The 14,766-nt window shown below is 65.6% G+C and carries 13 protein-coding genes and 4 tRNA genes; 14 read left to right on the forward strand and 3 right to left on the reverse strand.

Going from position 1 to position 14,766, the window contains the following annotated elements:
• Positions 1-9: 9 nt before the first annotated feature.
• From lepB to nagZ, 7 genes are all read left to right on the forward strand, one after another.
• A complete protein-coding gene (gene lepB / locus CFB82_RS05985; RefSeq protein ID WP_089483584.1) occupies positions 10-903 on the forward strand; it encodes a signal peptidase I in 894 nt (297 codons plus the stop codon).
• A 154-nt stretch (positions 904-1,057) separates the two neighbouring features.
• Positions 1,058-2,284: a ribonuclease III gene (rnc, locus tag CFB82_RS05990; protein ID WP_089483585.1), complete on the forward strand. Its 1,227-nt coding sequence runs from the start codon at positions 1,058-1,060 to the stop codon at positions 2,282-2,284.
• A gap of 60 nt (positions 2,285-2,344) precedes the next feature.
• Entirely contained in the window at positions 2,345-3,244 is a 900-nt protein-coding gene (gene era, locus CFB82_RS05995; protein WP_006476493.1) for a GTPase Era, read from the forward strand.
• Positions 3,231-4,067: a DNA repair protein RecO gene (gene recO / locus CFB82_RS06000; protein ID WP_011351416.1), complete on the forward strand. Its 837-nt coding sequence runs from the start codon at positions 3,231-3,233 to the stop codon at positions 4,065-4,067. Before era ends, recO begins: the two co-directional genes overlap by 14 nt.
• Positions 4,064-4,840, forward strand: a complete 777-nt coding sequence (gene pdxJ, locus CFB82_RS06005; protein WP_089483586.1) for a pyridoxine 5'-phosphate synthase — start codon at positions 4,064-4,066, stop codon at positions 4,838-4,840. Before recO ends, pdxJ begins: the two co-directional genes overlap by 4 nt.
• A gap of 72 nt (positions 4,841-4,912) precedes the next feature.
• Positions 4,913-5,341 carry a holo-ACP synthase gene (gene acpS, locus CFB82_RS06010; protein WP_069247488.1) on the forward strand — a complete coding sequence of 143 codons (429 nt, stop codon included), beginning with the start codon at positions 4,913-4,915 and terminating at the stop codon, positions 5,339-5,341.
• Positions 5,342-5,357: 16 nt separating this feature from the next.
• Positions 5,358-6,386: a beta-N-acetylhexosaminidase gene (nagZ, locus tag CFB82_RS06015; protein WP_085039819.1), complete on the forward strand. Its 1,029-nt coding sequence runs from the start codon at positions 5,358-5,360 to the stop codon at positions 6,384-6,386.
• A gap of 189 nt (positions 6,387-6,575) precedes the next feature.
• Here the strand turns inward: nagZ and CFB82_RS06020 are convergent, their stop codons facing one another.
• The 3 genes from CFB82_RS06020 to earP all read right to left on the reverse strand — a co-directional run bounded on the left by CFB82_RS06020 (position 6,576) and on the right by earP (position 10,110).
• A complete protein-coding gene (locus CFB82_RS06020) occupies positions 6,576-7,961 on the reverse strand; it encodes a sigma-54-dependent transcriptional regulator (RefSeq protein WP_039348354.1) in 1,386 nt (461 codons plus the stop codon).
• A gap of 270 nt (positions 7,962-8,231) precedes the next feature.
• Complete coding sequence (gene efp, locus CFB82_RS06025) at positions 8,232-8,789, reverse strand: elongation factor P (RefSeq protein ID WP_011351421.1); 558 nt, start codon at positions 8,787-8,789, stop codon at positions 8,232-8,234.
• A 127-nt stretch (positions 8,790-8,916) separates the two neighbouring features.
• Positions 8,917-10,110 carry an elongation factor P maturation arginine rhamnosyltransferase EarP gene (gene earP / locus CFB82_RS06030; protein WP_089483587.1) on the reverse strand — a complete coding sequence of 398 codons (1,194 nt, stop codon included), beginning with the start codon at positions 10,108-10,110 and terminating at the stop codon, positions 8,917-8,919.
• A gap of 76 nt (positions 10,111-10,186) precedes the next feature.
• Between earP and uvrC the strand changes: the two genes are divergently transcribed.
• The 7 genes from uvrC (at position 10,187) to CFB82_RS06065 (ending at position 14,660) form a co-directional block, all read left to right on the forward strand.
• On the forward strand, positions 10,187-12,220 hold the full coding sequence (gene uvrC, locus CFB82_RS06035) for an excinuclease ABC subunit UvrC (RefSeq protein WP_089483588.1): 2,034 nt from the start codon (positions 10,187-10,189) through the stop codon (positions 12,218-12,220).
• Positions 12,221-12,310: 90 nt separating this feature from the next.
• Positions 12,311-12,898, forward strand: coding sequence for a CDP-diacylglycerol--glycerol-3-phosphate 3-phosphatidyltransferase (pgsA, locus tag CFB82_RS06040; RefSeq protein ID WP_011351424.1), 588 nt, complete (start codon positions 12,311-12,313; stop codon positions 12,896-12,898).
• A gap of 135 nt (positions 12,899-13,033) precedes the next feature.
• Positions 13,034-13,109 (forward strand) — tRNA-Gly (locus CFB82_RS06045).
• 53 nt (positions 13,110-13,162) lie between these two features.
• Positions 13,163-13,238: transfer RNA gene (locus CFB82_RS06050), tRNA-Gly, on the forward strand.
• Positions 13,239-13,289: 51 nt separating this feature from the next.
• Positions 13,290-13,365, forward strand: a tRNA-Gly gene (locus CFB82_RS06055).
• Positions 13,366-13,465: 100 nt separating this feature from the next.
• A tRNA-Cys gene (locus tag CFB82_RS06060) sits at positions 13,466-13,539 on the forward strand.
• A 758-nt stretch (positions 13,540-14,297) separates the two neighbouring features.
• Entirely contained in the window at positions 14,298-14,660 is a 363-nt protein-coding gene (locus CFB82_RS06065) for a DUF2946 domain-containing protein (protein ID WP_089483643.1), read from the forward strand.
• Positions 14,661-14,766: the final 106 nt, after the last annotated feature.

Genomic DNA, 14,766 nt, shown 5'->3' on the forward strand with positions numbered 1-14,766 from the left:
GATCCTTTTATGAATTTTGCGCTGATTCTTTTTGTGCTCGTCGTCTTGACGGGCGTAGCGTGGGTGCTGGACAAACTGGTGTTCCTGCCGCAGCGGCGCAAGGCGGCCGACTCGGCGATCGAGGAGTTCGATCGCCAGCAGTCGCGCATCGACAAGCGCTTCGCGGATGAAAACGCGGCGCAGACGCGTTCGAAGCTGCGTGACGAGAAACTGCGCCAGCCGTGGTGGCTCGAGTACACGGCGAGCTTCTTCCCGGTGATCCTGGCGGTATTCGTCGTGCGTTCGTTCGTCGTCGAGCCGTTCAAGATTCCGTCGGGCTCGATGGTGCCGACGCTGCTCGTCGGCGATTTCATCCTCGTCAACAAGTTCGAATACGGGCTGCGCCTGCCGGTCACGAACACGAAGATCACGCAGGGCAGCCCGCTGTCGCGCGGCGACGTCGTCGTGTTCCGTTATCCGAAGGACGAGTCGGTCGACTACATCAAGCGCGTGATCGGCCTGCCGGGCGATACCGTCGCGTACCAGGACAAGCAGCTCACGATCAACGGCCAGCCGGTGCCCGAAACGCCGCTGCCCGATTTCTTCGACGACGAGCGCCAGAACTACGCGAAGCAGTTCGAGGAAACGATCGGCAACAGGAAGAACGCGATCCTCAACAACCCGGCCGTGCCGCCGTTCGTGATGGGCGCATACGACTATCCGTTTCGCGACAACTGCACGTATAACAGCCGCGGCGTGATCTGCAAGGTGCCGCCGGGTCACTACTTCATGATGGGCGACAACCGCGACAACAGTGCGGACAGCCGCTACTGGGGTTTCGTGCCGGACCAGAACATCGTCGGCCGCGCGTTCTTCATCTGGATGAACTTCAGCGAACTGAAGCGTATCGGTTCCTTCAACTGATCGCATTCGACTCACTCGCACTACGCGACGCACGGGCCGCGTCGCGTCGTGCCGAACTACTTTAAGAACCGGCGGTAACACCGCCTCGTCACGCCTTTTCGCGTCCGGCCGCGCCGTTTCGGCCCGGCCGGGCGCCCGCGTTATACTCCTGCACATGCCCTCATCCCAGTTGGAAAGCCGGCTGCGCTACGAATTTCGCAATGCGGAATTGTTGCGCCAGGCTTTGACCCATCGCAGTCACAGTGCCACGCACAACGAACGGCTCGAGTTTCTCGGCGATTCCGTTCTGAATTGCGCGGTGGCGGCCCTTTTGTTCCAGCGTTTCAGCAAGCTGGACGAAGGCGATCTGTCGCGCGTACGCGCCAACCTCGTCAAGCAGCAGTCGCTGTACGAAATTGCTCAGGCCCTGAATATCTCGGACGGGCTGCGGCTCGGCGAGGGCGAGCTGCGCAGCGGTGGGTTCCGCCGCCCGTCGATCCTCGCGGACGCGTTCGAAGCCATCATCGGGGCCGTGTTCCTCGATGGCGGCTTCGAAGCCGCCCAAGGGGTCATCAAGCGCCTCTATATCCCGATCCTCGACCACATCGATCCACGCACGCTCGGCAAGGACGCGAAGACGCTGCTGCAGGAATACCTGCAGGGGCACAAGATCGCGCTGCCGACCTACACGGTGGTCGCGACGCATGGTGCGGCGCACAATCAGCAATTCGAAGTCGAATGCACGGTGCCGAAGCTCGACGTGAAGGTGTCGGGCTCCGGTGCGAGCCGGCGCGCAGCCGAGCAGGCTGCCGCGAAGAAGGCGCTCGATGAAGTGATGGCGGCCGGGCCGATGCTGGCCGCGAAGCCGAAGCGCTCGAAAAACGCGCGTGGGTCGAAGCATGTCGAACCCGAAATCGTGCCGGGCGTGAAGGGCGTGCAGGAAGCGCTCGACCTGCGTTCGCCGGAGCGGAAGGAACGCGCGGCGGCGCGCGAGGCGAGGGCGGCCGGTGCGGCGCCTGCGGCCACCGCTGCGACCGGCACCGAGCCGGCCGCGGCGCCGATGGCCGCGATTCGCGCGGCGCATGTCGACGCGGCTGCGGAAAAGGGCGAACGGGCGGCGAAGCCGGCGGCCGACAAGGCTGTCGACAAGCCGGCCGAGCGAGCCGACAAGGGCGCGGATAAGCCCACGGAAGCCGTGCCCGCCGTACGCGCGGCCGACAAGCCGGCTGGCCAGGCCGCCGATCCGGCATCGTCGTCCGCCGACAAGCCGTCCGCCGGTACCGACCCCGCTTCGCGTGCGGCTGCGCGCACACGCGACGCCGCGGCACCGGATTCCGAGACGCCGCCGGGCGGCGCGAGCCTCGCCGCCGCGCAGGCGCGTGTGGCCGATGCCGACCACTGAATTGCCCATCGATCGTGCCGCGCGCCGCGCGACCGTTTCCGAACCTGTCTCCCAAACGATATGAACACTCCCGCTCCTACCGGTTTCCGTTGCGGCATGATCGCGATCGTGGGCCGCCCGAACGTCGGCAAGTCGACGTTGATGAACGCACTCGTCGGCCAGAAGATCAGCATCACGTCGCGCAAGGCGCAGACGACCCGCCACCGCATCACCGGCATCAATACGTTCGATGACGCGCAATTCGTGTTCGTCGACACGCCGGGTTTCCAGACCCGCCATAGCACCGCGCTGAACCGTTCGCTGAACCGTGCGGTCACGTCGACGCTCACGTCGGTCGACGTGATCCTGTTCGTGATCGAGGCCGGCCGCTTCGGCCCCGACGACCAGAAGGTGCTCGACCTGATTCCGCCCGGCATGCCGACGCTGCTGATCGCGAACAAGATCGACCGCGTGAACGACAAGGCCACGCTGTTCCCGTTCATGCAGAAGGTGAGCGAGCTGCGCGAATTCACCGAGCTCGTGCCGCTGTCGGCGCAGAAGCCGGAAGACATCAAGCGCCTGCTGGACACGATCAAGCCGTACCTGCCGGAAGGCGAGCCGATCTACGGCGAGGACGAGCTGACCGACCGCAGCTCGCGTTTCCTCGCAGCCGAAATCCTGCGCGAGAAGGTGTTCCGCTGGACCGGCGACGAGCTGCCGTACACGAGCACCGTGCTGATCGACAAGTTCGAGGAGGAAGGGCGCCTGAAGCGCATCTTCGCGACGATCCTCGTCGAGCGCGATTCGCACAAGGCGATGGTGATCGGCAAGAAGGGCGAGAAGCTCAAGCAGATCAGCACCGAGGCGCGGATGGACATGGAGAAGCTGTTCGACGGCCCCGTGTATCTCGAGACCTTCGTGAAGGTGAAGAGCGGCTGGGCCGACAACGAGGCGGGGCTGCGCGCCTATGGGTACGAATGACGCGCTGACGTCGACTGAAGACGCGGTGACGGCCGGCGCGAACGATGCGCCGCTGCCGGCACCGCCCGAACCGCCGCGCAAGGCGCGGCGCGCGACGTCACGCACGTCCGATTTCCGTGTCGCCGAGCAGCCGGCATACGTGCTGCACAGTTATCCGTATCGGGAAACGAGCCTGATCATCGACGTGCTGACGCGTGATCATGGCCGGCTCGCGCTCGTCGCGAAGGGCGCGAAGCGCCCGCACTCCGCGTTGCGCGGCGTACTGCAGACCTTTCAGCCGCTGCTGCTGTCGTGGTCGGGCAAATCCGAGGTTCGCACGCTGACGGGCGCCGAGTGGGTCGGCGGGATGCTGCCGCTCGGCGGCGACGGGCTCCTGTGCGGCTTCTACGCGAACGAGCTGCTCGTGAAATTCTGCGCACGCGAAGATCCCCAGCCGCCGCTCTTCAATCATTACGTGCTGACCCTCACGCGCCTCGCGCACGGCGAACCCGCGGTGCAGGTGCTGCGCTCGTTCGAGCGCGTGCTGCTGCGCGAGACCGGCTACGCGATGGCGCTGAACCGCACGGTCGCGCGCCGCGCGGTCGAGCCCGATCGTCGCTACGTGTTCGATCCCGAGCGTGGCGTGCGCAATGCGGACGACGAAGTCCCGTCGCACTGGCCGGTCATTTCCGGACAGACGTTGCTCGATATGGAGCAGGACGATTACCATCGAGCCCAGACGGTTGCGCAAAGCAAGACGCTGATGCGCTTCCTGCTGAACACCTATCTCGGCGGCACGCCGCTTGCCACGCGTCAGATCCTGATCGACCTGCAAAACCTATGAGCTTCTTCCTGACAACGCCCACCGCCATCGACCTCGGCGTCAACATCGACCACGTCGCGACGCTGCGCAATGTGCGCGGCACGACCTATCCCGATCCGATCCGCGCGGCGCTCGCCGCCGAAGAAGCCGGTGCGGATGCGATCACGCTGCACCTGCGCGAGGATCGCCGCCACATCGTCGATGCGGATGTGCGCAAGCTGCGTCCGCTGCTGAAGACGCGCATGAACCTCGAATGCGCGGTGACGGCCGAGATGCTCGATATCGCCTGCGAAGTGCGTCCGCACGACGCGTGCCTCGTGCCCGAGAAGCGCGAGGAACTGACGACCGAAGGCGGTCTCGATGTCGCCGGCCACTTCGAGGCCGTGCGTGCGGCGTGCAAGCAGCTTGCCGACGTGGGCGTGCGCGTGTCGCTGTTCATCGATCCGGACGAGATGCAGATCCGTGCCGCGCACGAAGCGGGCGCGCCGGTGATCGAGCTGCATACGGGCCGTTACGCCGAAGCGCACGACGAAGCCGAGCAGCAGCGCGAATACGAGCGCATCGTCGCGGGCGTTCAGGCCGGCGCGCAGCTCGGCCTGAAGGTCAATGCCGGTCACGGGCTGCACTACACGAACGTGCAGCAGATCGCCGCGATCGACGGCATCGTCGAGCTGAACATCGGCCACGCGATCGTCGCGCACGCGATTTTCGCGGGCTGGGACAACGCGGTGCGCGAAATGAAGGCGATTATGGTTGCCGCACGCGTTGCCGCGCTGCATGGCGGCGCGCGCTGAAGATGACATGCCGCCGCGCGTCGCGCGTCATGCCTGACCCGGCCCGGCCGGGTCGTACCGGCGCGTACTGACATGGCGATCTACGGCATCGGTACCGACATCGCCCAGGTGAGCCGCATCGCGGCCGTGCTCGAACGCACGGGCGGCCGGTTTGCCGAGAAGGTGCTGGGCCCCGACGAGCTGCGCGTGTTCCATGCGCGCCGTGCCCGCTCCGAGGCGCGCGGCATCGCGTTCCTCGCGACGCGCTTTTCCGCGAAGGAAGCGTTCTCGAAGGCGATCGGGCTCGGCATGCACTGGCCGATGACGTGGCGTGCGCTGCAGACCCTCAACCACCCGAGCGGCGAGCCGTACGTGGTTGCATCGGGCGAGCTGGCCGACTGGCTTGCCGCCCGTGGCATCACGGCGCGCGTGACGGTCAGCGACGAGCGCGACTATGCGGTGTCGTTCGTGGTCGCCGAGACGAACGCCGCGCCTGCACCTGTTTCCCGAACCTCCTCCTGACGGAATTCCCGATTCAATGAAAACGACTCCCGGCCCGGTCATGCTCGACGTCGTCGGCACGGCCCTGTCGCGCGACGATGCGCGGCGCCTCGCGCATCCGAATACCGGCGGCGTGATCCTGTTCGCGCGGCACTTCCAGAACCGCGCGCAACTGACCGCGCTGACCGACTCGATCCGCGCGGTGCGCGAAGACATCCTGATCGCCGTCGATCACGAAGGCGGCCGCGTGCAGCGTTTCCGCACCGACGGCTTCACGGTGCTGCCCGCGATGCGCCGCCTGGGCGAGCTGTGGGATCGCGACGTGCTGCTCGCGACGAAGGTCGCCACGGCCGTCGGCTACATCCTGGCCGCCGAGCTGCGTGCATGCGGGATCGACATGAGCTTCACGCCCGTGCTCGACCTCGACTACGGGCACTCGAAAGTGATCGGCGATCGCGCGTTCCATCGCGATCCGCGCGTCGTCACGCTGCTCGCGAAGAGCTTGAACCACGGGCTGTCGCTCGCCGGGATGGCGAACTGCGGCAAGCATTTCCCGGGGCACGGCTTCGCGGAGGCCGACTCGCACGTCGCGTTGCCGACCGACGACCGTACCCTCGACGCGATCCTCAAGCAGGACGTCGCACCGTACGACTGGCTCGGTCTGTCGCTGTCCGCGGTGATTCCCGCGCACGTGATCTACACGCAGGTCGACAAGCGGCCGGCCGGTTTCTCGCGCGTGTGGCTGCAGGACATCCTGCGCGGACGGCTCGGCTTCACGGGCGCGATCTTCAGCGACGACCTGTCGATGGAAGCCGCGCGCGAAGGCGGCACGCTCACGCAGGCGGCCGACGCCGCGCTCGCGGCCGGTTGCGACATGGTGCTCGTCTGCAACCAGCCGGACGCGGCCGAGGTCGTGCTGAACGGGCTGAAAGCGCGGGCCACGGACGAGTCGGTGCGACGCATCAAGCGGATGCGTGCGCGCGGCAAGGCGCTCAAGTGGGACAAGCTGATCGCGCAGCCCGAGTATCTGCAGGCGCAGGCGCTGTTGAGCAGCGCACTGGCTTGAGCGGGGAGGGGATGGCGCGGTCTGCGCCGTTCCGGTCACCGAAACAAAAAGCCGCGCAATCGTGCGGCTTTTTCATGAATGACTGCCGGCGCGAACCGGGCAGCTTCAGGAGTCAGGCAGGTCGACCAAGTATGTTTTGACACAACTAACGGTCAAGCCCTGCCAATACCTTCGAGCATCGTCGCCCGCTCAGTTCACCTTCATCCGCTGCAGCTTGTTGTACAGCGTCTTCGGGCTGATGCCGAGCAGCGTTGCCGCGCGGTGGCGCGTGCCGCCGACGGCGTCGAGCGTCGCGCGGATCAGCAGATCCTCGACATCGGACAGCGGCGTGCCGACCTTGATCTGCACGCTGCTGCCGTTCAGGGCGGCGCCGGCCGAGAAGCTCGGCTCGCCCGCGCGCAGCGTCTCGATGAAATCGCCCGATGCGTCGTACGCGAAGCGCACGCGCTCCTGCAGCTCGCGCACGTTGCCCGGCCATTCGTAGGACAGGCATTCACGGACGAAGCCCGGCGCCGCGCGCTTGTCGGTCGTGCTGCGGCCGGTTGCGCGCGCGTCGCGGTTCAGTTCGTCGATCAGCGCGTCCGCGATCGCGAGCGCATCGCCGTCGCGTTCGCGCAGCGGCGGCATCGTGATCGATGCCGCATCGAGGCGCAGCCACAGATCCTCGCGCAGCGTGCCGTTCGCGACCGCTTCACGCGCCGGGCGGCGCGTGGTCGCGATCAGCCGGAAATCGCTCGTGATCGAGCTCGTGCCGCCGATCCGCATGAAGTTCTGCGAATCGAGCGCATGCAGCAGCGCTTCCTGCAGCACGAGCGGCAGTGCGGTGATTTCGTCGAGGAACAGCGTGCCGCCGCCGGCCTGTTCGAACAGGCCCGATTCGCGGCGCTCGGCGCCGTCGAACGCGCCGCGCTCATGGCCGAACAGCACGCTGTCGAGCGAGGCGCCATGCCGGCCGGCCTGCGCGATGGTCCGGCAGTCGAACGACACGAACGGCCCCTTGCGGCGCCGGCTCAGGTCGTGCAGCGTGCGCGCGGCCAGCTTCTTGCCGGTCCCGGCTTCGCCCGAGAACAGCACGGCCGTCTCGGTGCGCGCGTTGTGCTCGATCATGTCGTACACGTGCTGCATCGCGTCGCTGCGGCCGACCAGCGCGCCGAAGCGGCCGAGATGGCGCAGCGAGGCGCGCAGCGACTGCACTTCGTCGATCAGTTCGTACGGACGCGGGATCCGCGCGAGCAGGCTGCGCAGGCGCGGAATGTTGATCGGCTTCAGCAGGTAGTCCCAGATGCCGTGACGCAGGCCCTCGATGGCGCTCTCGACCGTCGCATTACCGGTCAGCACGATGACGGGCAGCGAGCCGTTCGGCTGTTGCTGCGGCAGGTGCTGGAGCAGGTCGAACCCGCTGCCGTCCGGCAGGTTCAGGTCGACCAGAACGACGTCGGGAATCGAGCGGCCGAGCGCCGTGCGCGCTTCGGCGAGCGACGTGGCCGTGTCGACCGAGAAGCCGTCTGCGGCAAGCAGCGCGGTGAGGCCGGACAGACTGTTGGGATCGTCTTCGACAATCAGGGCGTGTGGCATGGTGGACGCGAGTCGAGTCAAGAGAGGCGGGCTGTCGGCCGTCGGGGCCGCAGCCGCATGTCGGATTAAAAACTGATTTTATGCCCCGCTGAACGCGTCACGAGCATTATTTCTCCGACGCTATAAAACAGTTACCGATGATACAAATTGAATATCTTTACCGGTGGATTTTTGTGCTTTACATGACCCTGATTCTCGCCCGGTTGTTGGCGCCGGACAAACAAAAAGCGCCCCGAAGGGCGCTTTGTTCGATGCGGGTATCGCTGGCGATTACGCGCGGCTGCGGTATTCGTTCGTACGCGTATCGATTTCGATCTTGTCGCCGGTGTTGCAGAACAGCGGCACTTGCAGCTCGAAGCCCGTTGCGAGCTTGGCGTTCTTCAGCACCTTGCCCGACGACGTGTCGCCCTTGACTGCCGGCTCCGTGTAGGTGATCTCGCGAACGAGGACCGTCGGCAGTTCGACCGAGATCGCCTTCTCGTTGTAGAACACGACTTCGCAAGCCATGCCGTCTTCGAGGTAGTTCAGCGCTTCGCCCATCATTTCCGCTTCGACTTCGAACTGGTTGTAGTCGGCGTCCATGAACACGTACATCGGATCGGCGAAGTACGAGTACGTCACTTCCTTGCGGTCGAGCACGACGACGTCGAACTTGTCGTCGGCCTTGTAGACCGCTTCCTGGCCTGCGTTCGTCAGCAGGTTCTTCATCTTCATCTTGACGACGGCGGAGTTACGGCCCGACTTGTTGTATTCAGCCTTGGCGATGACCCATGCGTCGCTGCCGATCTGCACGACGTTGCCTACGCGGAGTTCCTGTGCGGTTTTCATAAAAAACTGTCCTGATCAAATCAAATAAATAGGTGCCTGAGCGTTGCGCAACGGCTGACGGCGCAAGCGGTGCGTTCCGGTGGACGCCAAAAGCGAGCGCTTGCCTGGTCAGCCGTCGGATAACCGCTTATTTTAACTGAGATTTTGCGTATTCCGCCAGCTTTCCGGCGAGATCGCCGACGGCCGCGAGCGCATCGGCCCAGCGGACCGCGTTGGCGTCCAGTGCCGCGCGGTGCTGCCAGAAATCGGCCCAGTCGGGCGTGCCGACGCCGTTCCATGCGTGCCAGAACCGCTCGAGCGCCGCGCGCGGCGCGTCGGCGAGGCCGGCCGACAGGTGGGCGAGCGCGGCGTCGAGCTTCGGCAGGTGCACGTCGTCGGCCTGCGGGTAGATGTGCCACACGAACGGTTTGCGGGCCCACTGCGCCCGGACGAACGAATCCTCGCCGCGCACGAAATTGAGGTCGGCCACCCACAGCAACGGATCGTAGTCGGCCTGGGGAACGAACGCGAGCCCGTGAGCAGTCAGGTTGCCGCTGCGCGCATGCGTGCCCGCGCCAAACGACTCGACCCCGAAAAAACGCGCGACGGCAGGCGACACGCGACCGGCCGGCACGAGTGCGACGACCGGCGTCGCGCCGTCGCGCCACTGCGCGAGCAGCGCGTCGACGGCCGGATTCTCGTATGCGAACAGGCTGACGACGGTCGTGCCGGCGGTGGGCGGCGCGCCGCCGGTCGCGCGCTGCCACCAGGCGTCGCGCGCCGCCGCATCGGCTTCGAAGGTCGTGCGGCGCGCATCGAGGTCGTGTTCCTTCAGGACGCCGCCGGTGCCGGCCGACAGGCCGGGGAAGAAAAACGTCTTCAGCAGCGGGTAGCGCGGATGCGGCGACGGCCGCAGATGGAAATCGGCGACCCAGTCCTCGGCGCTCAGGTATTCGAGGTTGATCCACACGGGGCGCCGTTCGCGTCGCGCCATCGCCGCGAGATACGCGCCGGGCAGCTCGCACGCGAACGCTTCGATCACGACGTCGGCAATCTCCAGCGCGTCGCCGGCTTCCGCATGCCAGTGCTCGATCACGATCGCGTCGACCGTCTGCCGCCCCGCGTCGGGATCGACCCCGGGCAACAGGCGCGCGAACGTGTGCAGGTCGTCGACGAACAGGCGAACCTGCCAGCCGTGCTCGTGCGCGAGCTGGCGCGCGACGCGCCAGCAGACGCCGATGTCGCCGAAATTGTCGACCACCGTACAGAAGAGGTCGCAGGCGATCGGTTCGCCCGGCGCGAGCGGCGTGGCGGGCAGGGGGGCAGCGGTGGTGCGGGGCATCGAAGCGGGCCGGTGAATGCTCTAAACTGGCGATTCTAATAGACCCGTTCCGCGTTACAAGGCGCCCGGATCACGCATGACATCCCCTGAAGCTTCCGATACCCCGTTCGAACCGAAGAAGATCCTTGCGCAGTTGCCGCACATGCCGGGCGTCTATCGCTACTACGACACGGCGGGCGCCGTGCTCTATGTCGGCAAGGCACGCGACCTGAAGAAGCGCGTATCGAGCTATTTCACGAAGACGCAGCTGTCGCCGCGCATCGCGATGATGGTTACGCGCATCGCGCGCATCGAGACGACCGTCACGCGCTCGGAGGCCGAGGCGCTGCTGCTCGAGAACAACCTGATCAAGGCGCTCGCGCCGCGCTACAACATCCTGTTTCGCGACGACAAGTCGTATCCGTACCTGAAGCTCACCGCGCACCGTTTTCCGCGAATGGCCTACTACCGCGGCTCGGTCGACAAGCAGAACCAGTATTTCGGGCCGTTCCCGAGCGCCTGGGCCGTACGCGAGAGCATCCAGATCCTGCAGCGCGTGTTCCAGCTGCGCACCTGCGAGGATTCGGTCTTCAACAACCGCACGCGGCCGTGCCTGCTGCACCAGATCGGGCGCTGCACGGCGCCGTGCGTCGGCGCGATCTCCGACGAGGACTACGCGATCGACGTATCGAACGCCGCGCGTTTCCTGCTCGGCCGGCAGTCCGAAGTGATGAAGGAGCTCGAGCAGAAGATGCACGCGTTCGCGGCCGAGCTGAAATTCGAGCAGGCGGCGGCCGTGCGCAACCAGATGAGCTCGCTCGCGACGGTGCTGCACCAACAGGCGATCGAGGTCGGCAGCGACAGCGACGTCGACATCCTGGCCGTCGTCGCGCAGGGCGGGCGCGTGTGCGTGAACCTCGCGATGGTGCGCGGCGGCCGGCATCTCGGCGACAAGGCGTATTTTCCGACGCACGTCGAAAGCGCGCTGACGCTCGCCGAGGGCGGTATCGGCGACGAGTCCGAGCTGGCGGAGGCGGCCGATGCGTCCGCCGATGCATTGCCCGACCTGCCCGCGGAAGAACCCGGCCGCACGCGCGGTGACGCGGCGGCGTCGATCGAGGCCGAGGTGCTCGACGCGTTCATCGCGCAGCACTATCTCGGCAACCGCGTGCCGCCCGTGCTGGTCGTGAGCCATGCGCCCGCGAGCCGCGACCTGCTCGAGCTGCTGTCCGAGCAGGCCGGCCACAAGGTGTCGCTGGTGCGGCAGCCGCAGGGGCAGCGGCGCGCGTGGCTGTCGATGGCCGAGCAGAATGCGCAGATCGCGCTCATGCGGCTGCTGTCCGAGCAGGGCTCGCAGCAGGCGCGCACGCGTGCGCTCGCGGAGACGCTCAGCTACGAATGCGACGATCTCGCGACGCTGCGGATCGAATGCTTCGACATCAGCCATACGATGGGCGAAGCAACACAGGCGTCGTGCGTGGTCTACCACCATCACAAGATGCAGTCGGGCGAATACCGCCGCTATAACATCACCGGGATCACGCCGGGCGACGACTACGCGGCGATGCGGCAGGTGCTCACGCGCCGCTACGAGAAGATGGTCGAGCAGGCCGCGCAGGCGGCTGCCGCCGACGATGCAGCCGGCATCGACGGCGAGTCGACGCGCCAGGCCGAGGCGTCGAGCCTGCTGCCGAACATCGTGCTGATCGACGGCGGCAAGGGTCAGGTCGAAATCGCACGCCAGGTGTTCACCGAGCTCGGTCTCGACACGTCGATGCTGGTCGGCGTCGCGAAAGGCGAGGGGCGCAAGGTCGGCCTCGAGACGCTCGTGTTCGCGGACGGCCGTACGCCGCTCGAACTCGGCAAGGAAAGCGCCGCGCTGATGCTCGTCGCGCAGATCCGCGACGAGGCGCACCGCTTCGCGATCACCGGCATGCGTGCCAAGCGGGCGAAGGCGCGCCAGACATCGCGGCTCGAGGAACTCGAGGGCGTCGGCGCGAAGCGCCGGCAGCGGCTGCTCGCGCGGTTCGGCGGGTTGCGCGGCGTGGTGGCCGCGAGCGTCGAGGAACTCGCGAGCGTCGAGGGCATCTCGCACGCGCTCGCCGAGCAGATCTACAAGCAGCTTCACTGACGCGGCCGTGCGGCCGGCTGCCTTGCCAGCGTTCTTGTGGCAGGCCGGTCGACACGGCACAATTGCGAATCCTTTACTGTCCCGCATGCCATGCCGTTCAATTTCCCGATTTTCCTGACGTGGGTACGGATCGTGCTGATTCCGCTCGTCGTCGGCGTGTTCTATCTGCCGGACACGGTGATGGGCGGCGCGCACCGCAATCTCGCGGCGGCGGCGATCTTCATACTCGCGGCGCTGACCGACTGGTTCGACGGCTACCTGGCCCGCAAGTGGAACCAGACGTCGTCGTTCGGTGCATTTCTCGATCCGGTGGCGGACAAGCTGATGGTGACGGCCGCGCTGTTGATCCTCGTGCAGATTTCGCGGGTCGACGCGGCAATCGCGCTCGTGATCGTCGGCCGCGAGATCGCGATTTCGGCGCTGCGCGAGTGGATGGCGCAGATCGGCGCGTCGAAGAGCGTCGCGGTGAACCAGCTCGGCAAGTTCAAGACCGCATGCCAGATGGTCGCGATTCCGATGCTGCTGTTCTACGGGCCGCTGCCGCTCGGCGTCGCGACGATCGACACGCGCGTGTGGGGCGAATGGCTGATGTATCTCGCTGCGGTGCTGACGATCTGGTCGATGCTGTACTACATGAAGCTCGCATGGCCGCAGATTCGCGAGCGCGGCGGCGCGTGATGCGTGCAGTCGAGCAGGTTTTTGTAAAAAGGGCTGGAAAAGCCCTTGACACACGAATGTGCCTTCGACATAATCTCGCTTCTCCGCTGCACGACGAAGTAAGTGTGTGACGGGGAAGCAGTAGTGCAGCAATACGCGGGAGTAGCTCAGTTGGTAGAGCGCAACCTTGCCAAGGTTGAGGTCGCGAGTTCGAGACTCGTCTCCCGCTCCAGATTTTTTCTGGCAGCGTGTTGGTCGGCAAAGCGCTGCAGATGCAGGACACATGCGGGAGTAGCTCAGTTGGTAGAGCGCAACCTTGCCAAGGTTGAGGTCGCGAGTTCGAGACTCGTCTCCCGCTCCAGATTTTTCTGGCAGCGTGTTGGTCGGCGAAGCGCTGCAGATGCAGGACAATGCGGGAGTAGCTCAGTTGGTAGAGCGCAACCTTGCCAAGGTTGAGGTCGCGAGTTCGAGACTCGTCTCCCGCTCCAAGTAATGGGGAAGCCACGCTTCCCCTTTTATTTGATGGACTTTCAGTCCTCGAATAAAAAATCTGTCGCTTGCCTCACGGCATTCGCACAGTCCGCTTTTGGCGCGATAGCAAAGCGGTTATGCAGCGGCCTGCAAAGCCGTTTAGGCCGGTTCGACTCCGGCTCGCGCCTCCAGATAAAGCCCCGCTTCGGCGGGGCTTTTCTTTTTCCTGCGCCCAGCGCCACTTTCCGCGACGTTGCAGCCGCCAAGCGTCCGACGTTCGACGCGCGGATTGAACATGAGTCGGTCGTCTGGAACGAAATTCACGTATGCGTTGCGAGACTGAAGCGGAAGCATTCGTTGATGCGACGAATGACCTGACGCACGCGAAATTGTCTGCGACAGTGCGCATCGTACCGATGGTGTTGCGCAACCTCGATTGAGTGCCTCGCGCGAAGCAGGCAAGTGGCCGTATCCGATCGACGTCAGCTTGGAAGAACGTCCACGTGACGCGTCGTGCCGACACGTTCGTCACGATGTCGACGACAGCGTTGCAGGTCTGAAACACTTCATGCAATCAACACGACGGCGTTTTTTTGCATACGCCTGACGTGTAATGACAGCGGGCGCCTGCTTCATATGGCACGCCGTTTGCGTTATCGAATTCAGAAATCGAAAGGCTCAAGGCGCGCCATGCGACTTCGGCGCCGCCTGACCCATCGACCAGGCGGGGGACAGTTCAATGAAGTCAAACCGACGAGCGGACAGCGCGCGCGTACCGATCCGCAGCACGATCGTCATCGCAAACGGCTGCCGGATCCCGGCGGCCGGTTTCGAACGCGCGCCGTCACGAGAACCGTCCGGGGCAGGGCCGCATCGTTCCGACGACGGTTTTCCGGTTGCCACGGCTCGCTTCGGCTAGGATCCAGCCACCGTCCCGATGCCGCTCATCATGACCGCACGTTCCCGCAATCGTCTGACAGCGTGGCTTGGCATGTTTGCCATGCTGCTCGTCGTCATTGCGCCGCTCGTGAGCCATGCCCTGGTTTCCCATGACCAGAATGCGCCAGTCGCATCGATCTGTTCGGCCGACGGACAGCCCGACGCATACAATCACGCACTTGCCGCTGACCATTTCGCGGCTTGCGGGTATTGCGACCTGCTCGTGCATCATGCGCCTGCACCGTCAGCGTCCTTGCCGCAATGGCTGGCGGTTCCCGGCAATGCCGTCGCGCATCCACCCGCTTCACGCCCGTTTGTCCTTCGGGATATCCCCCGGGCGGGCCGGCCCCGCGATTCGCCGTTCTACCTCTGACGTAGTCACTCCAGCAGTTGATCCGCACAGGCTCCCCCGCGGCGCGTGAAACGCCCGCGGCCGCGAGCCCGCAATCGGGTCATCTCGCACCGCGCGTCCGCCATGT

The organism is Burkholderia sp. HI2714 (assembly GCF_002223085.1).
GTDB classification, from domain to species: domain Bacteria; phylum Pseudomonadota; class Gammaproteobacteria; order Burkholderiales; family Burkholderiaceae; genus Burkholderia; species Burkholderia lata_D.